Origin of the sequence: Streptomyces sp. NBC_01429 (genome assembly GCF_036231945.1) — a bacterium.
Lineage (GTDB): Bacteria > Actinomycetota > Actinomycetes > Streptomycetales > Streptomycetaceae > Streptomyces.
The window spans coordinates 6,215,147-6,236,613 of record NZ_CP109599.1; the positions used below are offsets into that span (position 1 = coordinate 6,215,147).

At 72.9% G+C, this 21,467-nt stretch carries 17 protein-coding genes and 1 riboswitch; of the genes, 6 read left to right on the forward strand and 11 right to left on the reverse strand.

From position 1 onward, the window contains the following. Positions 1 to 34 precede the first annotated feature (34 nt). Entirely contained in the window at positions 35 to 1,012 is a 978-nt protein-coding gene (dapA, locus tag OG627_RS27345; RefSeq protein ID WP_329069490.1) for a 4-hydroxy-tetrahydrodipicolinate synthase, read from the reverse strand. Between the two features lie 442 nt (positions 1,013 to 1,454). Between dapA and OG627_RS27350 the strand changes: the two genes are divergently transcribed. From OG627_RS27350 to OG627_RS27365, 4 genes are all read left to right on the forward strand, one after another. After that, positions 1,455 to 2,036, forward strand: coding sequence for an SMI1/KNR4 family protein (locus OG627_RS27350; RefSeq protein WP_329069492.1), 582 nt, complete (start codon positions 1,455 to 1,457; stop codon positions 2,034 to 2,036). A gap of 127 nt (positions 2,037 to 2,163) precedes the next feature. Further along, positions 2,164 to 2,880, forward strand: a complete 717-nt coding sequence (locus OG627_RS27355; protein WP_329069494.1) for an antibiotic biosynthesis monooxygenase — start codon at positions 2,164 to 2,166, stop codon at positions 2,878 to 2,880. Positions 2,881 to 3,020: 140 nt separating this feature from the next. Further along, positions 3,021 to 4,544: a hypothetical protein gene (locus OG627_RS27360; protein WP_329069496.1), complete on the forward strand. Its 1,524-nt coding sequence runs from the start codon at positions 3,021 to 3,023 to the stop codon at positions 4,542 to 4,544. 220 nt (positions 4,545 to 4,764) lie between these two features. Continuing rightward, positions 4,765 to 4,992 carry a hypothetical protein gene (locus OG627_RS27365; RefSeq protein WP_114626100.1) on the forward strand — a complete coding sequence of 76 codons (228 nt, stop codon included), beginning with the start codon at positions 4,765 to 4,767 and terminating at the stop codon, positions 4,990 to 4,992. Between the two features lie 302 nt (positions 4,993 to 5,294). On the opposite strand, the gene OG627_RS27370 is transcribed toward OG627_RS27365, so the two are convergent. After that, positions 5,295 to 6,467: a TerD family protein gene (locus tag OG627_RS27370; protein ID WP_329073031.1), complete on the reverse strand. Its 1,173-nt coding sequence runs from the start codon at positions 6,465 to 6,467 to the stop codon at positions 5,295 to 5,297. A 118-nt stretch (positions 6,468 to 6,585) separates the two neighbouring features. After that, a complete protein-coding gene (locus OG627_RS27375; protein ID WP_329069499.1) occupies positions 6,586 to 7,398 on the reverse strand; it encodes an NAD-dependent epimerase/dehydratase family protein in 813 nt (270 codons plus the stop codon). Positions 7,399 to 7,676: 278 nt separating this feature from the next. On the opposite strand from OG627_RS27375, the gene OG627_RS27380 reads away from it, so the two are divergent. Both OG627_RS27380 and OG627_RS27385 read left to right on the forward strand, forming a co-directional pair. Continuing rightward, on the forward strand, positions 7,677 to 8,690 hold the full coding sequence (locus tag OG627_RS27380; RefSeq protein WP_329069501.1) for a 5-dehydro-4-deoxyglucarate dehydratase: 1,014 nt from the start codon (positions 7,677 to 7,679) through the stop codon (positions 8,688 to 8,690). Next, a complete protein-coding gene (locus OG627_RS27385; RefSeq protein ID WP_329069502.1) occupies positions 8,687 to 9,871 on the forward strand; it encodes a hypothetical protein in 1,185 nt (394 codons plus the stop codon). Before OG627_RS27380 ends, OG627_RS27385 begins: the two co-directional genes overlap by 4 nt. Here the strand turns inward: OG627_RS27385 and OG627_RS27390 are convergent. From OG627_RS27390 to OG627_RS27425, 8 genes are all read right to left on the reverse strand, one after another. Continuing rightward, on the reverse strand, positions 9,857 to 11,104 hold the full coding sequence (locus OG627_RS27390; protein ID WP_329069504.1) for an MFS transporter: 1,248 nt from the start codon (positions 11,102 to 11,104) through the stop codon (positions 9,857 to 9,859). The two genes, OG627_RS27385 and OG627_RS27390, sit on opposite strands and share 15 nt — an antisense overlap. 116 nt (positions 11,105 to 11,220) lie before the next feature. Further along, the gene (locus tag OG627_RS27395) at positions 11,221 to 13,239 is read right to left on the reverse strand and encodes a hydantoinase B/oxoprolinase family protein (protein WP_329069506.1); all 2,019 of its coding nucleotides are present in this window, start codon (positions 13,237 to 13,239) and stop codon (positions 11,221 to 11,223) included. Between the two features lie 87 nt (positions 13,240 to 13,326). Then, positions 13,327 to 15,429, reverse strand: a complete 2,103-nt coding sequence (locus OG627_RS27400) for a hydantoinase/oxoprolinase family protein (RefSeq protein ID WP_329069508.1) — start codon at positions 15,427 to 15,429, stop codon at positions 13,327 to 13,329. Positions 15,430 to 15,431: 2 nt separating this feature from the next. Further along, positions 15,432 to 16,247: an ABC transporter permease gene (locus OG627_RS27405; RefSeq protein WP_329069510.1), complete on the reverse strand. Its 816-nt coding sequence runs from the start codon at positions 16,245 to 16,247 to the stop codon at positions 15,432 to 15,434. After that, entirely contained in the window at positions 16,240 to 17,175 is a 936-nt protein-coding gene (locus OG627_RS27410) for an ABC transporter permease (RefSeq protein WP_329069512.1), read from the reverse strand. The genes OG627_RS27405 and OG627_RS27410 overlap by 8 nt, the downstream gene beginning before the upstream one ends. Continuing rightward, the gene (locus OG627_RS27415) at positions 17,172 to 18,338 is read right to left on the reverse strand and encodes an ABC transporter ATP-binding protein (protein ID WP_329069514.1); all 1,167 of its coding nucleotides are present in this window, start codon (positions 18,336 to 18,338) and stop codon (positions 17,172 to 17,174) included. The genes OG627_RS27410 and OG627_RS27415 overlap by 4 nt, the downstream gene beginning before the upstream one ends. Positions 18,339 to 18,352: 14 nt before the next feature. Then, the gene (locus OG627_RS27420) at positions 18,353 to 19,501 is read right to left on the reverse strand and encodes an ABC transporter substrate-binding protein (protein WP_329069516.1); all 1,149 of its coding nucleotides are present in this window, start codon (positions 19,499 to 19,501) and stop codon (positions 18,353 to 18,355) included. A gap of 175 nt (positions 19,502 to 19,676) precedes the next feature. Continuing rightward, positions 19,677 to 19,798: riboswitch (SAM riboswitch) on the reverse strand. 114 nt (positions 19,799 to 19,912) lie between these two features. Further along, positions 19,913 to 21,361, reverse strand: coding sequence for a penicillin-binding transpeptidase domain-containing protein (locus tag OG627_RS27425; RefSeq protein ID WP_329069517.1), 1,449 nt, complete (start codon positions 21,359 to 21,361; stop codon positions 19,913 to 19,915). Between the last annotated feature and the right edge of the window lie 106 nt (positions 21,362 to 21,467).

Below are 21,467 nucleotides of genomic sequence, written 5' to 3' on the forward strand. Positions count from 1 at the left end.
GCGGACGGGCGGTGGCCTGGCCCGCGTACGGCGGCTACACCGCCCGCGCCGCCGCCGTGAGTTCCGCGTACGCCCTCAGCAGCCCGTCGGCCGTCTCCCGGCCGGCGGGCCGCAGTGGTTCACGGACCGGTCCGGCCGGCCGCCCGAGCGCCCCGAGCAGCGCCTTGGCCGTGACCGTGCCCGGCAGCCCCGCGCCCATCATCGACTCCACCAGCGGCAGCGCCGCCTGATGCAGCCGCAGGGACTCGGCGCGAGCGCCCGTGTCGTACGCGTCGAGCACGGCCCGCAGCGGCCGGAGCGCGGCGTTGGCCACGGTGCTGACGAATCCGGCGCCGCCGACCGCGTAGAGGGGGAGGTTCAGCTCCTCGCAGCCGGAGTAGTACGCGAGCGAGGTGCGGGCGATCACCTTGGAGCTGCTGAACAGGTCGTACGCGCAGTCCTTCACGGCGACGACCCGGGGGTGCGCGGCGAGCCGCAGCAGCGTCCCGGGCTCGATACGGGTGCCGGTGCGGGCCGGGATGTCGTACAGCATCAGCGGGACGCCCGACGCGTCCGCGATCCGCAGGAAGTGCGCCTCGACGTCCCGCTGCGGCGGGCGGCTGTAGTACGGCGCGACCACCAGCAGGCCGTGCGCGCCCGCGCGTTCGGCTTCGCGCGCCAGGGCGAGGGTGTGCCGGGTGTCCGCGCTGCCGACGCCGGCGAGGACGGCGGCCCGGTCGCCGACCTCCGCGCACACGGCCCTGACGAGCGCGGTCTTCTCGGCGTCCGTGGTGGTGGCCGACTCGCCGGTGGTGCCGCTGAGCACCAGTCCGTCGCAGCCTTCGGCGACCAGCAGGGCGGCGAGCGCGCGGGCGCCGGCCAGGTCCAGCTCCCCGGCGGCGGTGAAGGGGGTGACCATGGCGCAGAGGGCACGGCCGAAGGGGCGCGGGACGGTGGTGGCTTCGGCACCCGGGACGGCGGGGTGCGGGGCGGTCGAGTGCGGTGCGTCGGAGTGCGGTGGGTCCGGGGTCATGGCCGCAGTGTCCGCCCGGTCGACCGTGAAGGTCCACTTAGATCTTCTTCGGGTGAAGGCGTAGGAATGCTGAAGCGTGGCGGTGCGCGGACCGCTGTCGAAGAAGGGTTGCCGACGCCGTCGGTTTCCGGACAGGTTTCCGCGGTGGCTTCGGGCGGTTCGACCGGACGCTGATCGGGCGCCTGTTCGGCGTACGGGAGGATGCTCCTACGACGCGCCGGGCGAGGTTGGCTTCGACATGAGTACGCGTGCGTCGCGAGCGGTCGTATCGTACGGCTCAGTGGTGACCGCGACGCTGTGGACCCCGTGGCGATCCGCCTCCAGTGGATGACCGGGCCCCGGACTGCCTGTGTGCCGCAGGTACTTCGGGGTAAGCGGGGTAGCCGGGGCAGGACTGTCAGTGGGTGCTGGTCCAATAGAGGACATGGGGGCATGGAGAAGCATGAACAGCGAATACGCCGACCGCGGCGATGCGTTCAGGAGTGAGCTCGACGGGCTGCGCGCGGCCTTCCCGCCGGAGCACAGCCTGCCACCGCTGGGCTGGGAGGGCGTGCGCGCCTTCGAGTTCGAGCACGGGATCGTGCTGCCCGAGCCCTATCGCACGCTGGTCGCGGAGATATGCGACGGCTGCCCGGAGGGGCCGGCCGATGTCGACGGGCTGATACCCGTGGCGGCGCTGCCCGCCGACTGGGGGTGCGACCAGACGCAGCGCGTGCTGGCGAAGCCCTTTCCGCTCACCGAGGCATGGGTGTGGGAGGACGATCCCCGGCCGTACGAGGAGATAGAGCCGCTCATCGACGAGGTCTCCAACCACGGCAGCGTGGTGCTGGGCACCGACGGCAGCGGCATGTACTGGCACCTGGTCGTCACCGGCGCGCACCGGGGGCGGATCTGGAACATCAGCGATGTGGGCGCGGCGCCCTTCGGGGCCGCGTTCGGGCACCGTACGGAGGGCGAGGGCTTCGCGGGCTGGGTGGCGCACTGGGCGACCACGCGCCGGCCGTGGTTCGACGTGGTGGTCTGAGGGGCGGTCTGAGGGGCGGTCCTGCCTCCGTGTGCCCGGCGTGGTTGACCTCAACCGTGCTTCATCTTTGAGCATGGTGAGTGCCGGCGCACCACGGGGGTGCGCCCTCCTCAGGAGGTACGCAGCCATGTCCGTTCAGCTCACCACGGCCCCCGATCCGGCCAGATCCGGCGTCGGGGCCGTCACGGTCAGTACCTGGCGCGTGGGTACGCCCGCGCGCCAGCGGGCCGCTGCCGAGGCCGTCTCCCGGGTCTGGCGCGGCCGCGCGTGGCCGGACGCCGGGCTGCTCTCGTACAGCGTGGCGATCGGGGAGGACGGGGACACCCTGCTCAACTACGCGCAGTGGAGCGGCGCTGAGGTGTACGGGAGGTTCGCCGCCGCCTCGCGGGACGAGCGCGTGGCGGAGATCGACGCGGCGGTGCCGGGCATCGAGCGCGTCGGGCTGGGCCGGTACGAGCGGTACCGGAGCCTGCCGAGGACGCCGGGCGACGAGCGGGTGGCGGGGTGCGTCGCGATCATCGAGGTCGAGTTCGAGGGCGCGAGCAGGGGCGAAGGGCGCGAGGGGCGCGAGGGGTGGGTCGAGGCCGTCCTCGATGCGCTCGCCACGGACCCCGCCCCCGCCCCCGGCCTGATCTCGGCGCACTTCCACCTCGGCACGGACGGGACGCGCGCGCTCAACTACGCGGAGTGGGAGAGCGCGGCCGCGTACGACGACGCGCTCTCCGCGCCCGGGGACGGCGTCGGCTCCCCGACCGAGAAGTGGCGGCGGGTGCTCACGTACCCGGGAATGCGGCACAACGCGGTGTCGCGGTACACGCCCGCCATCAGTCTGAGCGCCGGGTAGCGCCCGCGGGCGGTTGTTTCGGGGGTTGCCCGAAACGGTGCGCCGAGGATCTTGTCAAGTACGTGGACCGGAAGGGTTGGGCCAAAAACGTCTACGCTGGGGGCCGCCTTGCCCTCGTATGCCACAAGGAGACCCTCCAGATGCCCGGAGACCGCCCCACCCTGCCGCCGGTGCGACTGACCTCGGAGGCCGAACTGGCGCGGGACGCGCTGGCCGCTCCGCTGCTCGCCAGGGCGGTGCGCCTCGCCCGCTGGGCCGGTCCCGGCACCCGGGTCGGCGCCGGGGGCGAGCTGGTCGACGCACAGCTGCCCGCCGCGGCGGAGGTCCTCGGCCTCGGCGGCGAGGCGGACGAGTTGTCGGAGGGCGACGGCGAGGCGTACGCGAGCGAGGCGTGGCGGGTCGCGGTCGACACCGGGCTGGTGGCGGTCGAGGACCCGGACGAGGAGGCCCACGGCCGCTCGGACGAGGAGGACGGCACGGGACGCGTCACCGAGGGCGAGCAGCTGGCGCTGGTCACCTCGGGCGGCCCCGGGGACGTCCTCTCCCTCTGGCTGGACGCCCTGGACGTCGTCTTCGCCGACGCGACGGCGCCGGTCCTGGACGACCTGGCCGCCGTCATCGGGGAGGACGGCGAGATCGACTTCGAGTCGCTCGACTGGGACCCGGAGGAGGAGGCGGAGTTCCTGGAAGGCGTGCTCGGCAACCTCTATCTGCTGACCGTCGCGGAGAGCGGCGGCGTGGCCGAGGGCCCCGTACCGCTGCCCGTCCTCGCCGCGTCGATGATCGTTCCCGATGACATGGGCGAGCCCACCGACGACATCCTGGAGCAGGTCTCCGAGGCGATGATGCGGCTGGACGACCAGTTCAGGCTGCTGGAGCCGATCGGTCTCGTCTCGTACGTCCCCGTCGACGAGGCCCTGATGATCGAGGACGGGGAGGAGCCGGCCGGCGCGGGCGGCCCGGAGGGCGGCGACCGCTCGCTCTCCGCTGACGAGGAGGACATCTCGCGGTACGGGATGGTCCGGCTGACGCCGCTGGGGCTCTACGGGATCAGGGCCCGGATGCTGGAGGCGGGCGTCGACGCGCCCGCCGTCGGCGACCTCGCGGACAAGGACGCGCACGCGCTGCTCGACGGAGTCGCCGCCTTCCCCGAGCTGTCGGCCCGCGCCGAGACCGAACAGTGGCTGGCCCGCCGCGCGCCCGCCGACGCCGCGCGTGACCTGCTGGCCGCCGCCCGGGGCACGGACACCGGCGCGCCGCTGCGCCGTCTCCACTGTCAGCAGGCGCTCTCGCTGGTCGGCGCGGAGGCCGAGCCCGCCGTACGGGAGGTCCTGGACGACGCCGAGCTGGGCGGTCTGGCCCGGGTCTGGCTCGCCGAGCTGGGCGCGGCCGACGTACCGCCGCCGCCCGAGTCGATGATCTTCTGGCTGGCCATCGACACCATCGCGGCGCAGCTGGACGCGGAGGGTGAGCCGGACGAACTCCAGGAGCTGGTGGAGGGCCTGGTCGGGCAGCACAGCGGCTTCTTCGAGGCGGCCTGGCGCGTCGACCACCCGGCGACGGCGGAGGTGCTGGAGGCGATGGGGCGGCTGCACCGGGACCGTACGGCGTCCAAGGACGCCCGGAAGGCGGCGTTCAAGGCGAGGTCCCGCGCGGGGCGCTGAGGGCGGAGCCGCGTGGGCGGTGGCGGGGAGTCGTGAGGGAGCCGTGGGGGGACGGCTTCCGGGTCGGCGCCGGGGCCCGCACCGGTGCCTCGGGGGCCTGTGGGGCGGCCGGGGCAAGGGTAAAGAATTCGCCCGTAGGCCCCTGTGGGAAGGGTGATCGGGCGGCCTGTGGTTGATCGGGCATGGCGCGGCGGCCCTCATTGGGCGCATACTCAAAGTAATGACAAAGTCAGCCGGATCCCGGCGCCACCTGCCGTCCAGTCCCTTCAACCGCCAGGCCCCGGCCTCACCCCCGCCCGAGCAGTTCGATGTGGGAGACCGTGTCTCCCACGATCAGTTCGGGTTGGGAAGAGTCATCGGAGTCGAGGGCGAACATGCCGTGCTCATCGATTTCTCGGGGCGCCAGGGGAGGATCCTGAGCCCCTTCTCCAAACTGACCAAGCTCTGAAGCCCGTCCCTGAGCCAGGGCGTGCTGCCCCGGTAGGCCGGAGCCCCTGGGATTCGCGCCGCGGACCGTCAGGACCCGTGGCGGCCAGGGCCTGTCCGGCGGGTCGGGGTCGGACGGGCCGCGGCGTCTGGCGCGGTACATCGCAAGGCGCCGGAGCGTCCTGATAGCGGAGCTATCGGGCGTTTCGGCAACGCGGCGAGGTGCTGTGTCAGGCGTCGCGGACCCGGCCATGATCCGCCGGACAGGCCCTGGGGTCATCGCGCTGCGCGCGGCCCCGTCGCCCGGTCGGGCGATCGCTTGCGTCACAGACTCTTCGAGGCGGGCTTCACCATCCCCCGTACCGTGCGGGACTTGACGAACTCGCCCATGGCCGTCATCTCCCACTCGCCGGAGAACTGACGGATCAGCTTGGCCATCATCACGCCGGTCTGCGGCTCGGCGCCCGTCAGATCGAAGCGCACCAGCTCCTCGTCGGTGGCCGCGTCGACCAGCCGGCAGTAAGCCTTGGCGACCTCGGTGAACTTCTGGCCCGAGAAGGAATTGACCGTGAAGACCAGCCCGGTCGCCTCCTGGGGGATCCGGCCGAGGTCGACCACGATCACCTCGTCGTCGCCCGCGCCGTCGCCGGTGAGGTTGTCACCCGAATGCTTGATGGCTCCATTGAGGATGGAGAGCTTGCCGAAGTAGCAGCTGTCCACATGGTCGCGGTTCGGACCGTAGGCGATGACGGAGGCGTCGAGGTCGATGTCGCCGCCGCTGTACGCGGGCTCCCAGCCGAGGCCCATCTTGACCTGGCTGAGCAGCGGACGGCCCGCCTTGACCAGCGACACCGTCTCGTTCTTCCGGAGACTGACGCGGCCCTTGTCCAGATTGATCTTGCCGCTGCCGGGCGCGGCCACCGGGGCGGGCGGGGCGACCGGCGGGGCGGGCGTCGCGAGCGAGGGCGTCGGGGGCCGCGGGGCCGCCGCCGGGGCGGGCGCGGGCTCCTCGACCGAGACGCCGAAGTCGGTGGCGATGCCCGCCAGTCCGTTCGCGTACCCCTGGCCGACCGCGCGGGCCTTCCAGGCGCCGTTGCGCAGATAGATCTCCACGATCACCAGGGCGGTCTCGGTACCGAGCCGGGGCGGGGTGAAGGTGGCCAGCGCGGCGCCGGTGGCGGAGTCGCGGATGGTGGCGGTGGGCTCGACGCCCTGGAAGCTCTGGCCCGCCTCGTCCGGGCTCGCGGTGACGACGATCTTCTCGATGCCGGCCGGGACGGCCGCCGTGTCGATGACGATCGCGTCGGGCGCGGCGCCCCCGCCGGAGCGGTAGCTCACGCCGGGGCCCGTCGGCTGGTTGTAGAAGATGAAGTCGTCGTCCGAGCGCACCTTGCCGTCACCGGTGAGCAGCAGGCCCGACACGTCGAGCCGCACGGGTGCGGCGACGTCCACCGCCACATGGGCGGTGGAGAGGGGGATGTTCGAGCCTGGGGTCATTGCTGTCATGCCGCGTGTAACGAACGGCTCGGCTTTGCCGTTCCCTTACCCGAACGCGTCTTCCCCGGCCGGGCCTTCGTCCCCCGCCCTCGCCCCGCGCTCAGTACGGCCACCGCGCTCAGTACGGCCACCGCGGCGGGTCCGTGACGAACGCGCCGCCCAGGTAGGCGTGGTCCGGGTGGCGGGCCGGGTCCAGCTCGCCCTGTTCGGCGACGAGCTTCTCCGCGTACTGCTCCGAGTCGTCCCGGGGCTCGTACCCCAGCGCCCGCGCGCTCGTCAGGTCCCACCAGAGCCGGGTGTTGGCCGACGAGCCGTACACGACGCTGTGGCCGACGTCCGGCGCCGTGAGCGCGGCGTGGAAGAGCCGGGCGCAGTCCCCGGGGCTCAGCCAGATGGAGAGCATGCGGACCGAGGTGGGCTCCAGGAAGCAGGAGCCGATGCGTACGGAGACGGTCTCCTGGCCGTACTTGTCCCAGTAGAACTGGGACAGGTCCTCGCCGAAGCTCTTGGACAGGCCGTAGAACGTGTCGGGACGGTGCGGGGTCCCGACCGCGATGAGCGGATCGCCGTCCTCCGGACGCGGGGTGAAGCCCACGGCGTGGTTGCTGGAGGCGAAGACCGTCCGCCGCACCCCTTCGGCGCGGGCCGCCTCGTACAGGTTGTAGGTGCCTTCGATGTTGGCGCGCAGGATCTTGTCGAAGGAGGCTTCCAGCGAGATGCCCGCGAGGTGGATGATCGCGTCGACCCCCCGCACGGCCTCGCGCAACGCCTCGCGGTCCGCGAGATCGGCGGTGATGGCGTCCGGCTCGCCCTCGACGGGGGCGACGTCGAGGAGCCGCAGCTCATAGCCGTACGCGGGCAACAGCCCCCGCATCAGGGTGCCGAGGCCCCCGGCGGCGCCGGTCAGCAGGACGGTGCGGGGTGCGGGCATGGGGTCTCTCCTCGACGGCTCGGATCCGCTTCCGGATCGGATCCGGACCCGAACCAGGCTCATATGCGCAGCTGCCATTCACATGCGTGGACAATTTATGGAGGGTGGCGAACCGTCGTCAAGTGCCTCGCGACAGGGGAGGATCCGTCTCGGAGTCGCTGTTTCGCGTCTTGACCGGCCCGGAGAGGCTGCCTTAGCGTGCGATGTTCAGGGATATGGACATCGATCACCATGGTGCACGAGTGGTCCGCCGCTCGCCGCACGGCCAGGGAGCCCCCGTGACCTCAGCCCCGCTCGCCGCCCGGCTCACCCGGGTGGCCGGGCCGCTGTTCTTCCCCGTCACCGCGTACGGTCCGGACGGCGGCCCGGACCTCGCCACCTACCGCGAGCACGTCCGGCGCGGTGTCGAGGCGGGGGCCGCCGCCGTCTTCGCGTGCTGCGGCACCGGCGAGTTCCACGCCCTGAGCCCCGAGGAGTTCCGCGACTGCGTCGCCGCGGCCGTCGAGGAGACCGCGGGCCGGATCCCCGTCGTCGCGGGCGCGGGCTACGGCACGGCGCTCGCGATCCAGTACGCGCGGGCCGCCGAGGAGGCCGGCGCGGACGGGCTGCTCGCCATGCCGCCGTACCTCGTCGTCGCCGACCAGCGGGGGCTGCTGCGCCACTACACCGCGCTGGCCGCCGCCACCTCCCTGGAGACCATCGTCTACCAGCGCGACAACGCGGTCCTCACCCCCGAGACCGTCGTCGCGCTCGCCGGGGTCGAGTCCATCGCCGGTCTCAAGGACGGCCACGGCGACCTGGAGCTGACGCAGCGCATCGTCAGCGCCGTACGCACCGAACGGCCCGGCCGGGACTTCCTGTTCTTCAACGGGCTGCCCACGGCCGAACTCACCGCTCTCGCCTACCGGGGACTCGGCATCACCCTCTACTCCTCCGCCGTCTTCTGCTTCGTCCCCGAGATCGCCCTCGCCTTCCACCGGGCCCTGACCACCGGCGACGACACCACCGTCAACCGGCTGCTGGACGGCTTCTACCGCCCGCTGGTCGAACTGCGGTCCAAGGGAAAGGGATACGCCGTCTCGCTCGTCAAGGCGGGCGTCAGAATGGGCGGACTGGACGTCGGCGAGGTACGGCCGCCCCTGAGCGAGCCGGACCCGGCGCACATCGGCGAACTCGCCGGGATCGTCGAGCGGGGCCGTGCCCTGCTCGCGCGGCTGCCCCAGGGCGACGGACGGGACCCCGCGAGCGATCCGCGAGCATCCACTGCCCACGACAAGGAGACCGGCGCGTGAAGACCTCGGTGTTTCTCTACCCCTGGGACGTGGTGGGGGACCCCGCTGCCGCCGCCCGGATCGCGGACCTCGGCGTCCAGCAGGTCACCCTCGCCGCCGCCTACCACTCCACCCGCGCGCTGACCCCGCGCCATCCGCGCCACCGCGTCGTCACCGCCGAGTACGCCGCCGTCCTCTACCCGCCGGACCCCGCGCGATGGGCGGACCACGCGACGCGCCCCTACCCGGCGGGCGACTGGGCGCCGGGCGACGCGTACGGCGAGGCCGCCGAGGCGCTGACCGCCGCCGGTCTCGACGTGCACAGCTGGGTCGTCCTCGCGCACAGCTCCCGCCTCGGCGCCGAGCACCCGGACACCTCCGTGGTCAACGCGTACGGCGACCGCTACCCCTGGGCGCCCTGCATCGCGCGGCCCGCCGTCGCCGCGTACCTCGTGGAGCTGGCGGCCGAGGCGGCCGTACGCCCCGGGGCGCGCGGCGTCGAGCTGGAATCCTGTGGCTGGTACGGATTCACGCATCTGCACGCCCACGACAAGACCGGCGGCGTCGCGCTCGGTGACGCGGCGCGGTACCTGATGTCGCTCTGCTTCTGCTCCGACTGCCGGGAGGGATACGCCGGTCTCGGCGGGGACCCGGACGAACTGGCCGACGCCGTGCGGCGCGCGCTGGCACCCGGCTGGGCCACCGGCTCCACCGAGGCCGGATGGACGGCCGTCGAGAAGCTCCTCGGCGCGGATCTCGCCGCCCTCGCCGCCGACTGGCGCGGCGGGGTCGCCCGTACGCTCCAGGAGTCGGCGGTCGCCGCCGTACGGGCCGAGGCGGGCCCCGGCTTCCAGGTGCTGCTGCACGCCGACCCCGCCCCGTACCGCACCGGAGCCAACGCCGGAGTCGACCCCGCGCACATCCTGGGCGTCGCGGACGGCGTCGTCCTGCCCTGTACCGGAGGAGCGGCCGGGGCGATGCTCGGCCCCTTCGCTGACCACCGGAGCGACGCGTCCGTACTGGCCGCCAACTTCGGTGTCGTCACGGGCATGGGCGGCGATCCCGACGGGCTCGCCGGGGACGCGGTACGGGCGAAGGCGCTCGGCGCGACCGAACTGCGGCTGTACCACGCGGGGCTGGCCTCGGACCCGGACCTGGCGGCCGTCGCATCCGCGCTGCGCGAGATCTCACGCCTCGGCTGACCCGGACCTGGACCGCTGTCGCGTGCGCGGCCGGAGCCGGGGCAGGCCGCCGCGGCCCGCCAGCGCGCACGCCGTCAGCAGCCCGGCCGCCCCGGCCACCGGCAGCAGCACGGCCGGCGGCACGACCGTCAGCAGCCCCGCGCCCAGCGCCAGCGCGAGGGCGTTGGGTACGTACATCACCGTGTGGGCGGTCGCGGCCGTCCGGCCGAGCACCGCGCCCGGTATCTCCCGCTGCACCGCCGTCAGCGCGGCGATCAGCACACACGGCAGTCCGGCGCCCACCCCGGCGGCACCCGCCAGCACCACCGCGTCGTACGGCAGCGCCCGCGCCGCCACCGATACCGCGAACAGCGCGATCCCGGCCGCGCCGAACACCCGCTCCGGCAGCCGGCGCAGCAGCGGGCCCGCCAGCAGTCCGGTGAGCACGGACCCCGCGCCCTGGACGGCGTACAACACCCCCACGTACGTGGGGGCGCGGCCGAGCCCCTGGTCCACCACCGCGTAGACCGCCGCGCCGTTGAGCCCGGCGAGCAGCATGGTGGCCGCCGCCGCGCCGACGAGCGGACGCAGCGTCCGTGATTCCCACAGCCTGCGGACCGACTCGGCCGTACCGGCGAGCCGGCTACCCCGGGGCGGCGGCGCCGGCCGCTCCTCCCGTACGCGCATCAGCGCGAAGCATCCGGCGGCGAGCACGAAGGTCACGGTGTCGAGGAGGGCGACGGTGGAGCCGCCGAAGCGGGCGTACAGCCCGGCGCCCGCGAGCGGGGCGAGGAGCTTCATGCCCTCGTTGGCGGTGAGCCGCAGCCCGTTGAAGTCGCCGCGCAGCCGGGGAGCGACCGCCGCGGCGACGAGGGCCGCCTCCGCCGCGTCCTGGACGACCCCGCTCACGCCGTACAGGAACAGCACGCAGAAGACGATCCAGATCCGGTCCGCCGCGTCGACGGCGAGCAGCGCGCACAGCGCGACCGCCATCGCGAGATGGCAGCCGATCAGCAGCGGCCGTCTGCGCACCCGGTCGGCGACCGCCCCCAGCAGCGGGCCCGCCAGCACCGGCGCCCACATCGCGAAGACGGTGAGCGCGGCCAGACTGTCCGAGCCGGTCAGGGACTTGGTCCAGACGCCCGCCGCCAGCCACATCGCCGACGTGCCGAAACCCGAGACGACCACCCCGGACAGATACAGCCGCGCCTCGCGGTCCCGCAGGACCCCGCCACCCCGTGCCGTCGCACGCACACCCGCACCCACAGCCGCCGCCCCGTCCGCTCCGGTTCCCGTACAGCCGTCAGCGTGCGGCTGAGGACCGGGTTCCGGCATCGGGTGAACGCCGTATGCGAGCGCTGCGGACAGCCCTAGACAGTGCTCTCCGCTTCCAGTTCCGCCGTGAGCCGGTCCAGCACCGCGCGCGCCGCCGTCAGCTGCGTCTCGGAGGCCGGGGCGGTCCGCGCCGTCGAGGGGAAGCCCTCGGGCAGCTCGTTGAGCACCGCCGTGTGGATCGCGGCCCGGCGCGCGTAGCGGCCCGCCGCCGGCAGCGCGAAGAGCGCCGCGACCAGCCGGTCGGCGGCCTCCGTCGAGTGCACCGCGTCCCAGGCGGCCCGCTCGGGTCCCGCGCCGTGCGGGGCGTTCGGCGGGGTGCGGCGCAGCTCGGCGGTGGCCGGTGCGTCGAGCGCCGGGCGGCCGTCGGCGCCGGTGGTGATCGCCACGCCGTAGTCGCGCGCGGCGGCCCGCTCGGTGACCAGAGCGCGCCGTACGTCGTCCAGCACCGCCGCCGGGTCGCGGGTCCACGCGTCGCCGTAGCCGCCCGCGCCCGAGGTGCGCAGGGTGACCGTGTCGCCCTTGCGCAGCGCCACCATGTCGATCTTCCCGTGGCGCCGCTCGTCGTCCCGGCCCTCGTTGACGACGAGTTCGGCCGGTACTCCGGGGCCACCGCCCGCCGCGCCCCACGGACGGAAGCGCATCCGCTCCAGGCCCCGGGCGAGCAGCCGGCAGTCGTCGCCGAGGATCCGGAAGACGAGTTCGAGACCGCAGCCGCCGCGCCAGCGTCCCGGGCCGCCGGAGTCGGGGCGCAGCGCGTAGCGGACGATCTCCGCGCCGATCTCCGTCTCGACGGTCTCCACCGGGTTGTTGGCCAGGTTGGAGATGCCGCTGTCGCGTCCGTCCACACCGTCCGCGCCCTCCCGCGCGCCGGTGCCGCCGACCATGGGCTCCAGGACCTGGACGTTCTGCCCGCCGCCCGGCGCGTTCTCGGCGACGACGACGGGCACGACGAGGCCGCTGCTCGCCGCGGGCATCACCTCGGGCGCGGCCAGGCCGAGCGCCCCGCCGAGCGCGTCGTTGACCCGGGAGGCGGTGGCGTGCCGGATACCGACGGCGGCGGGCGCCGAGGCGTTGACGACCGAGCCCTCCGGCGCGGTGACGGTCACGGGCCGGATCAGCCCGCCGTTGAGCGGGATCGCCGGGTCGAGGGTGCAGATCAGCGCGAGGACCCGGGTGGTGATCCAGGCGTGCGCCCGCCCGTGGCTGGCGATGTTGAAGGCCGCGGCGACCTGCGGGTCGGTGCCGGTGAAGTCGAGGTGCAGCGCGCCCCGGTCGAGGGTGGCGGCGACGGAGATACGGACCGGTACGGGGGAGACGGCGTCGTCGTCCAGATAGTCGGTGAACCGGTAGGTGCCGTCGCGCAGCCCGGCGAGCGCCGCCCGCGCCTTCTGCGCCGTGTACTCCACCAGGTCCGTGTGGGCGGCGGCGACCTCGGCCGCGCCGTGCCGCTCGATCACCCGGGCGAGCCGCTCACGGCCGGTGCGCAGCGCGGCGAGCATGGCGCGCAGATCGCCGTCGTTGGCTTCGGGGGTACGGCTGTTCGCGGCGAGCAGGGCGGCGATGTCACGGCTGGGCTCACCGGCCCGTACCAGCTTGACCGGCGGTATCCGCAGGCCCTCCTGGTAGATCTCGTGGTTGGTCGGCGCGAGGCTGCTGGGCACCCGGCCGCCGATGTCGGAGCAGTGGATGAACGCCCAGCCGTAGCCCGCGATCTCGCCCTCGTGGAAGTACGGCTCGATGAGCTGGATGTCCGGCAGATGGGTGGCCAGACCGCCCGAGGTGTACGGGTCGTTGGTGATGATGACGTCGCCCGGCTCCAGCGGCCCCACGTGCTCGACCGCCGTGCGCACGTCGAGACCGACGAAGCCGGAGACGCCGATGCCGCGCGGGTACGCGGTGAAGCGGCCGTCGGGCCCGGCGAGCGCGCAGCAGAAGTCGGCGGTCTCCTTGACGTACAGGGAGCGGCTGGTGCGCTGGAGGGTGAGGCACATCTCCTCGGTCAGCGCGCCGAGCTTGTTGCCGATGATCTCCAGGGTGACCGGGTCGAGCTTCATGGGCGGGTGCGTCCTTGCCGTTGCGTGCCAGTGCGTGCCAGTGCGTGCCGTTGTGTGCGGGTGGGTGCTGATCAGGAGCGGGGGGGCTCAGGACCGGGTGAGGCGGAGGTTGCCGAGCGGGTCCACCCCGGCCGTCCACTCCGGCGGCACCAGCACGGTGGTGTCGTCCTGCTCGACCACGGCCGGTCCCGTCAGGGTCTGCCCGGGGCGCAGCGCGTCGCGCCGGTGCACCTCGGCGGTGACCCGGTCCCCGGCGAGCAGGACCGTACGGTGCCCGGTCGGGACGGGCGGCTCCGTGCGCGCGGTGACGGGCACCGCCGCCGGTACGATCTCGGGCCCCGCCGAACTGATGGCGAGGCGCGCGGTGCCGAGGCTGATGGCGGCGTCGGTGTCGCGGAAGCCGTACAGCCGCTCGTGCTCGGTGTGGAACGCCTCGCGCAGCGCGTCCTGGGTGAGCGGCGCGGGCAGCGGCACCCGCAGCTCGTACGCCTGTCCCCGGTAGCTCATGTCGGCGGCCAGGGTCAGTTCGGCCGCTCCGGCCGCAGGCCCCTGCCCGGCGAGCCAGTCGCGCGCCTGTTCCTCAAGACCGGCCAGGACGGCGTCCAGGGCGGCGACCGAGGCGCCGTCCAGCTCGCGGCGCAGGCTGCGCGCGAAGTCCCGGCGCAGGTCGGCGCCGACCGCGCCGAGCGCGCAGAAGGTGGCGGCGGTCGGCGGGACGACGATCTCGCGGATCCCGACCTCCTCCGCCAGCACGGCGGCGTGGGTGGGGCCCGCGCCGCCGAACGGTACGAGGGTGAACTCGGCCGGGTCCAGGCCGCGTCCGGCCAGCGTCTTCTGGAGTTCCACGGCCATCCCGGCGGTGGCGACGCGCAGCGCGCCGTCGGCCGCGCGGTCCGCTCCCGTACCCGTACCCGTACCGCCGTCGTCGGAGCCGGAGCCGAAGCCGAGTCCCTCGGCCACCTCGCCCAGCGCGCGGGCGGCGGCGGGCGCGTCCAGGGTCATCCGGCCGCCGAGGAAGGTCGCCGGGTCGATGACCCCGGTGTGCAGATAGCAGTCGGTGACGGTCGGGCGGGTGCCGCCCCGGCCGTACGCGACGGGCCCCGGGGCCGCTCCCGCGCTCTCGGGGCCGACCTTGAGGACGCCGTGCTCGTCCGCCCGTACCACCGAGCCGCCGCCCGCGCCGATGGCGCTCACCGCGACCACGGGCAGGATCAGCGGCAGTCCGCCGATGGTGGTGTGGGTGGCGAACTCCGGCTCGCCGTCGACGGCCACCGCGATGTCGCTGCTGGTGCCGCCCATGTCGAAGGTGACGAGCCGGGAGATCCCGGCCGCCCGGCCGAGACGGGTGGCGGCCGTGACCCCCGCCGCCGGACCCGACAGCACGGTCTCGATGGGCCGCTCGACCGCCGAACGCAGGCTGAGCGAACCTCCATTGGAGGCGGCGATATAGACGGGAGCCGTCACCCCGAGCCCGTCCAGCAGGGTTTCGAGCCGGTCGAAGTAGCGGCGCATCAACGGCTGGATGTAGACGTTGAGACAGGTGACGAGCGCGCGCTCGAACTCGCGCACCTCCGGCCAGATCGCGGCCGACGACGTCAGCGGCATCTCCGGAAGCAGCGCGCCGAGCCGCCGTGTCACCTCCGACTCGAACGCCGGGTCGGTGTGTCCGTGCAGGACGAGTACGGCGGCCGCCTCGGCCCCGGTGGCGGCCAGCTCCTCGGCGACGCGCGCCAGTTCGGCGTCGCTGGGCGTACGGACCGCGCGCCCGTCGGGTCCGAGCCGCGCGGGGATCTCCACGATCCGGTCCCGGGGGACGAGCGGCTCCTCCTTGGCGGCGTGCAGATCGAAGGAGGACGGCATCCGGCTGCGGCCGATCTCCAGGATGTCCCGGTACCCCTCGGTGACGACGAGGGCGATCCGGGCGCCGCGCCGCTGGATGATCGCGTTCAGCCCGATGGTGGTGCCGTGCGTGATCGACGCCAGGTCGGCGGCGTCCAGTCCCGCCCGGCCGAGCACGGCGGCGATGCCGTCGGCGACCGCGCGGGCCGGGTCGTCGGGGGTGCTGGGCTCCTTGTGGTGCAGCAGCCCGCGCGGATCACCGGGCAGCGCGAGGACGAAGTCCGTGAACGTACCGCCCACGTCGATCCCGACACGGGCGCGCGGGGTCGCGGCGGTGGGGTCAGCGGTCATGGTCAGAGCACCTCGGAGAAGTTGGTGAACCGGTCGACCGCCACCAGGACCACCACGCTGGCGAGCATCAGCAGCGTGGAGACGGCGGCCACGGACGGGTCGAGCTGGAACTGCACGGCGGAGAAGATCCGTACCGGCACGGTGGTGGTGTTCGACCCGGACACCAGCGCGGAGACCGCGACCTCGCCCAGCGAGGTGACGGCGGCGAAGACCGCGCCCGCGAGGATGCCGGGCCGCAGCAGCGGCAGGGTGACGGTGAGGAACGTTCGGGCCCGGCCGGCGCCGAGGGTGGCCGCGGCCCGCTCCAGGGTCGGGTCGAGGGCCTGCGCGCTGACCATCACCGTACGGATCACGAAGGGCAGCGCCACCAGGGAGTGCGCCAGCCACAGCCCGGGAAGGGTGTTGACCAGGCCGAGGCCCTGGAAGTAGTAGAGCAGCCCCAGCGCGATGATGATCTCGGGAACCATCAGCGGTGCCAGCGCGAGCCCGGAGAGCACCCCGCGCCCGGGGAAGTCACCGCGCACCAGCCCGTAGGCGGCGAGGGTGCCGATGGTGACGGTGGTGAGCACCACCAGCAGCACCAGCATGCCGCTGAGCCGGAACGAGACCAGCCAGTCGGGGGACGAGAGCACCTCGCCGTACCAGCGCAGGGACAGACCGCTCGGCGGGAAGCTCAGCGAACTCGTGGAGTTCAGCGAGCTGAGCGCCAGCACCACGAGCGGCGCCAGCAGGAAGACGAAGACGGCGGCGGCGGGCAGCCCGGCGGCGATCCGCCCGGCACGGCGCAGAGCGCGCGGGGCACGCGAGGTGTCAGCCATGAAGTCTCCGTTCCCAGAAGCGGAACCCGGTGCCGAGCGCGGAGACGCCCAGCAGGGTGAGCAGCAGCAGGGTGAGGCTGAGCGCCGCCGCCACCGGATAGTCGAAGACGCTGGTGATCTGCGAGTAGACCCGCAGCCCGGCCAGCGGCTGGTTCGCGCCGCCGACCAGCAGCGGCGTGATGTAGATGCCCATGGCCAGCGGGAAGACCACGGTCGCGCCGACCGCGATGCCCGGCAGGCTGAGCGGCACGGTGACCTTCCAGAAGGTACGGACAGGACCGGCGCCCAGGCTCCGCGAGGCGCGGCGCAGATTGTCGTCGATCCCGCCCAGCGCGGTGGTCAGCGGCAGGATCGCGAACGGCAGCATGACGTGGACGATGGAGACGACCACCACGAAATAGCTGGTCAGCAGGCGCGCGGGCTGGTCCAGCAGACCGACCCCGACCAGTACGCGGTTCACCACCCCGTTCGCCGAGAACAGCACGACCCAGCCGTAGCTGCGCACGACGACGCTGGTCAGCAGCGGCGAGACGACCGCCACGAACAGCAGCGTGCGCACCACGCCCTTGCGGGCCCGGGAGAGCGCGTACGCGGCGGGGAAGCCGAGCAGCACACACAGGGCGGTCACCAGCAGGGCGGTGAACAGGCTGTGCCACAGGGCCTCGGAGAAGAACGACTCGGTGAAGACCCTGCGGTACTGCACGAAGGAGTAGCCGTCGAGGGGATAGCCGTTCGCGTCCACCGGGTGCAGGCTGAGCGAGAACACCCGCACCAGCGGCACCACGAACAGGGCCAGCAGGAACACGACGACGGGGGTGACGGGCAGCAGCCCGCGCACGCCGTAGCGCTTGCGGGCGGTCTTCCCGGCGGTCTCGGCGGTGGTCTTGCCCGTGGTCCTGTCGGCGGGGGCGGTCGCGGGCGCGCTCATACGGCCGTCCTCCGCGGCTCGCTGACGTCCCCGGGGACGTCACCGAGCCGGATGACGTCGTCCGGGCCCCAGCCGAACGACACCGCGGCCCCGACGGCCGGCGGCTCCTGCGCCGTACGGGCGTTGAGCGCGACGCCTTCCGCCACGACGATCTGCGCCTGCCACGCCTCGCCGGTGAAGGCCCGGTAGCCGACGATCCCGGAGCCGCGAGCGGCGCTCCCGGCGGGGAACGCGGCCCGGTCCGTCCCCGCGTCCCCGGCGGGGGCCACCACGACCCGCTCGGGCCGTACGGCGAGGGTGACCGGCGCGCCGTCCACCAGCGAGGGCAGACCCGAGTCGAGCCGTGCCGCGCCCACGGTGAGCGTTCCGTCGGAGGCGCCGGTGCCCTCCAGGATGTTGGCCGCGCCGATGAACTCGGCGACGAACCGGGTCGCCGGGGTCCGGTAGACCTCGGTGGGCGAGCCGAGCTGCTCGACCCTGCCGCCGTTCATCACGGCGATCCGGTCGGACAGCGACATGGCCTCCTCCTGGTCGTGCGTGACGAAGACCATCGTGATGCCGAGCCGCTGCTGGAGCTCCCGCAGCTCCACCCGCATCTCGCGGCGCAGCTTGGCGTCCAGGTTCGACAGCGGCTCGTCGAGCAGCAGCACGGCGGGCCGGGTGGCCAGCGCCCGCGCCACGGCGACGCGTTGCTGCTGGCCGCCCGAGAGCTGCTTGGGCCGACGGCCCGCGTACGCCTCCAGACCGACGAGGCGCAGCGCCTCGGCGACCCGCTCGTCCCGCTCGGCGCGCTCCACCCGCCGCACCTTCAGCCCGTACGCGACGTTGTCCGCGACGGTCATGTGCGGGAAGAGCGCGTAGTTCTGGAAGACCAGACCGAGGCCCCGACGGTGGGTCGGGACATCGGTGAGATCCACCCCGTCCAGCGTGATCCGGCCCCCGGTGGGACGCACGAATCCGGCCAGGCTGTTGAGCAGGGTCGTCTTGCCGCAGCCGCTGGGGCCGAGGATCGACAGGAACTCGCCGCGCCGGATGGAGAGCCGGTCGACGTCGAGCACCCGCTGCCCCTCGTACCCGGCGGCGAGATCCTCGATCTCGATGTGCGGGGTGGTCGGGGTGTGCGGCGCCGGCGGTTCGCCGGCCGCTTCACGGTCGCTGGTCACTGTGGGGTTCCCGCTCACTTGAAGATCTGGTTCCAACGCTGCTGCCACTCGTTCAGCTTCGGAGTGGCGGTCTTGTAGTCGACCCAGGTGAACTTCTTGTAGACGTCCTCGCCGTACTTCACCTTGGCCTTGAAGGCGGGGTCGTAGTCGATGGTGTCGTTGCCCGCGCCGTAGAAGGTGCCCTCGGCGAACGGCTTCTGGTGCTCGGCGGAGGAGAGGTAGTCCAGGAACTTGTAGGCCGCGGCCGTGTGCTTCGAGCCCTTCGGCACGTAGTACGAGGTCAGCGCGCCCACCGCGCCGGAGGCGGGGTAGGTGAAGCCGATCGGCTGCCCCTCCTTCTCCATGGCGAAGGCGCGGCCGTCCCAGAACGGGACGATCCAGGCGTCGCCGTTCTGGAGGACCGTGGAGACGCTGCCCGCGTCCGCCGGGTAGGACGAGACGCAGTTCTTCAGCTGGGCGAGCTTCTCGAACCCCTTGTCGACATCGGCGGGGTTGGACAGCTTGCCGCCGTCCTGGGAGACCAGCGCGGAGAAGAACTCCAGGCCCGCGTTGTACGTCAGCGGGGGCAGCGCGACATGACCGCAGAACTTCTTGTCGAAGATGTCGGTCCAGTCCTTGGGCGCCTGCTTGATCTTGTCGGTGCGGTAGAGCAGACCGTTGGAGCCGGTGGTCAGCGGCACGCCGTACGACGATCCGTCGATCGTCGACTGCTGGGTGAGCACCGGGTCGAGCTGCTTCCAGTTGCTGAGATCGCCCGTCTTCAGCGGCTGGAGGAGCTTGCCGCCGACCGCCTGGTGCAGCGAGCCGGGGGTGAGGGCCACGACGTCGAACGGCGCGTTGGAGCCGCCCGCCGCGCGCAGCTTGGTGACCCAGTCGGAGTCGGCGCCGTAGACGAGGTTCACCTTGATGCCGGTGTCCTTCTCGAACGGCTCGACGAAGGACTTCTTGAACAGGTCTCCCCACGCCCCCGCGAACGCGGTGACGGTGATCTGCTCGCCCTTGCCGCCCGAGGACCCGCTGCCGGAGGAGGAGTCGGAGCCGCCGCCCGTGTCGACCCCGCAGCCGGCCACGGCGGTCAGGACGGTGGCGGTGCCGGCCGATGCGAGGGCCAGCAGATAGCCGCGCCCGCGGGCACGTGCGGGGCGGGGCAGGACAGATCTCATGAGGGAGAACTCCTCCGTGCGGTGAGTGAGTACGGCGATTGCCGCGCATGCTGAAGCCGGAACGGGAGCCACGAGGCACGAGGGGTGCGAGTGGTACGGGGGACGCGAGGGGCGGAAAGCGCTGATCGCGATGTCATCCCGTACTCCCGTCATCAGGTCCAGGACCTGGCCGACAGGTCCGCGCTTGCTCCCGGCACATCGGTGTGCGCGTGGAGCCGTGTCATCACCCGGGGCACCCCACCGCAGAAGGAGGGTTGCCGCTCAGCAAGCCGGGGCTTGTCGCTGAGACTCGTGACGACGAAAAAGTAACACTGATTTCGGCCAACCCCAAAGATGACCTGGATCACATGAGGGGTGGTCCAGGTCGACGAGTGGCTGTGCCGGTTGTGTGGAGGAGGTGGGGGGAAGTGGCTATTTCAGGGCCGCCGCCATCATCTTCTGTGCGATGGGCGCGGCCAGTCCGTTGCCGCTGACCTCCGAGCGCGCCGCGCCCGAGTCCTCCACCACGACAGCGACGGCCACCTCCTTGCCGGTGGACGCGTCCTTCGCGTACGAGGTGAACCAGGCGTACGGCGTCCCGTCGTTGTCCACGCCGTGCTGGGCGGTCCCCGTCTTGCCGCCGACCTCGGCCCCGGCGATCCTCGCGTTCGTCCCCGTACCGTCCTCCACCACCGTCACCATCGCGCTGCGCAGTTGCGCGGCCGTGGCCGAGGAGACGATCCGGGTGGTGTCCCCGTCCCGGTACGACCGCAGCGTGCCGCCGCTGCCGTCCACCACCTTCGACACCATGTGCGGCGCCGCCATCAGCCCGTCGTTCGCCAGCGCCGCCGAGACCATCGCCATCTGGAGCGGGGTGGCGGTCACGTCGAACTGGCCGATTCCCGACAGCGCCGTCTGGGCGTCGTCCATGCCGGAGGGGTACACGCTCTGCGAGGCGCGCACCGGCACGTCCTGCTCGGCGTCGTTGAAGCCGAACTTCTCCGCCATCGCCCGGACCTTCGACTGCCCCAGCTGATCGGCCATCTTCGCGAAGACGGTGTTGCAGGAGTAGCGCAGGGCGGTGCGGATGGTGGCGTTCTCGCACGGCGCCGACGTGCTCTCGTTCTCCAGCACGGTCTTCGTGTGGGGCAGGGTGTACGGGTCCGGGCTGTCGGTCCTCTCGTCCACCGACCCGTACAGCCCGTCCTCCAGCGCCGCCGCCGCGACGACCAGCTTGAACGTCGAGCCGGGCGGCAGCGGCTGGCGCAGCGCGCGGTTGACCATCGGCTTGTCCGCGTCGCCGGTCAGCTGCTTCCAGGCGGCGCCGTCCGTCGTGCCGCTGATCTTCGCCGGGTCGTACGAGGGGGTGCTGACCACCGCGAGCACCCGGCCGGTCTTCGGGTCGATCGCGACGGCCGCGCCCTTGTTGCCGCCGAGCGCCGCGTATCCGGCCCGCTGGACCGAGGGGCCGATCGTCGTCAGGACGTCGCCCGGCTTGGTCTGTCTGCCGGTGAGCGCGTCGAGCGGGTTCTTCAGCAGGGTGTCCGTCCCGTCGAGGACGTCCTTGTAGATGCCCTCCAGCTGCGTGGAGCCGTACACCTGCGAGCTGTAGCCGGTGACGGGCGCGTAGAGCGCGCCGTCGGTGTAGGTCCGCTTGTACGCCAGGTCGCCGCTGTCCGTCTTCGCGGATCCGGTGACCGGCGAACCGGCCACGACGATGTCGCCCTGCGGACGCGCGTACTGGGCGATGACGTTGCGCCGGTTGTACGTGTCGTCCGCGAGGGCTTTCGCCTCGTACGCCTGCACCCAGGTCGCCCGCACCATGAGGGCGAGCACCATCCCCAGGCAGATGACCGCTGTGTGTCTGATCGTCTTGTTCATCCCGGAGAAGGGACGAGCGGGGCGGGGGCCGGCGTTCCCCCGCGCCCGGCTTCTCAGGATTTCCTCATGTGCTCGTCCGGCGCGCTCTCCTGGTCCGGGGCGCCCG

What these genes read in the sequence shown, in the direction of transcription:
- dapA (WP_329069490.1), bottom strand. Translation starts at nt 1,012, where the DNA reads ATGACCCCGGACCCACCGCACTCCGACGCACCGCACTCGACCGCCCCG.
- OG627_RS27350 (WP_329069492.1), top strand. Translation starts at nt 1,455, where the DNA reads ATGAACAGCGAATACGCCGACCGCGGCGATGCGTTCAGGAGTGAGCTC.
- OG627_RS27355 (WP_329069494.1), top strand. Translation starts at nt 2,164, where the DNA reads ATGTCCGTTCAGCTCACCACGGCCCCCGATCCGGCCAGATCCGGCGTC.
- OG627_RS27360 (WP_329069496.1), top strand. Translation starts at nt 3,021, where the DNA reads ATGCCCGGAGACCGCCCCACCCTGCCGCCGGTGCGACTGACCTCGGAG.
- OG627_RS27365 (WP_114626100.1), top strand. Translation starts at nt 4,765, where the DNA reads ATGACAAAGTCAGCCGGATCCCGGCGCCACCTGCCGTCCAGTCCCTTC.
- OG627_RS27370 (WP_329073031.1), bottom strand. Translation starts at nt 6,467, where the DNA reads ATGACCCCAGGCTCGAACATCCCCCTCTCCACCGCCCATGTGGCGGTG.
- OG627_RS27375 (WP_329069499.1), bottom strand. Translation starts at nt 7,398, where the DNA reads ATGCCCGCACCCCGCACCGTCCTGCTGACCGGCGCCGCCGGGGGCCTC.
- OG627_RS27395 (WP_329069506.1), bottom strand. Translation starts at nt 13,239, where the DNA reads ATGAAGCTCGACCCGGTCACCCTGGAGATCATCGGCAACAAGCTCGGC.
- OG627_RS27400 (WP_329069508.1), bottom strand. Translation starts at nt 15,429, where the DNA reads ATGACCGCTGACCCCACCGCCGCGACCCCGCGCGCCCGTGTCGGGATC.
- OG627_RS27405 (WP_329069510.1), bottom strand. Translation starts at nt 16,247, where the DNA reads ATGGCTGACACCTCGCGTGCCCCGCGCGCTCTGCGCCGTGCCGGGCGG.
- OG627_RS27410 (WP_329069512.1), bottom strand. Translation starts at nt 17,175, where the DNA reads ATGAGCGCGCCCGCGACCGCCCCCGCCGACAGGACCACGGGCAAGACC.
- OG627_RS27420 (WP_329069516.1), bottom strand. Translation starts at nt 19,501, where the DNA reads ATGAGATCTGTCCTGCCCCGCCCCGCACGTGCCCGCGGGCGCGGCTAT.
- OG627_RS27425 (WP_329069517.1), bottom strand. Translation starts at nt 21,361, where the DNA reads ATGAACAAGACGATCAGACACACAGCGGTCATCTGCCTGGGGATGGTG.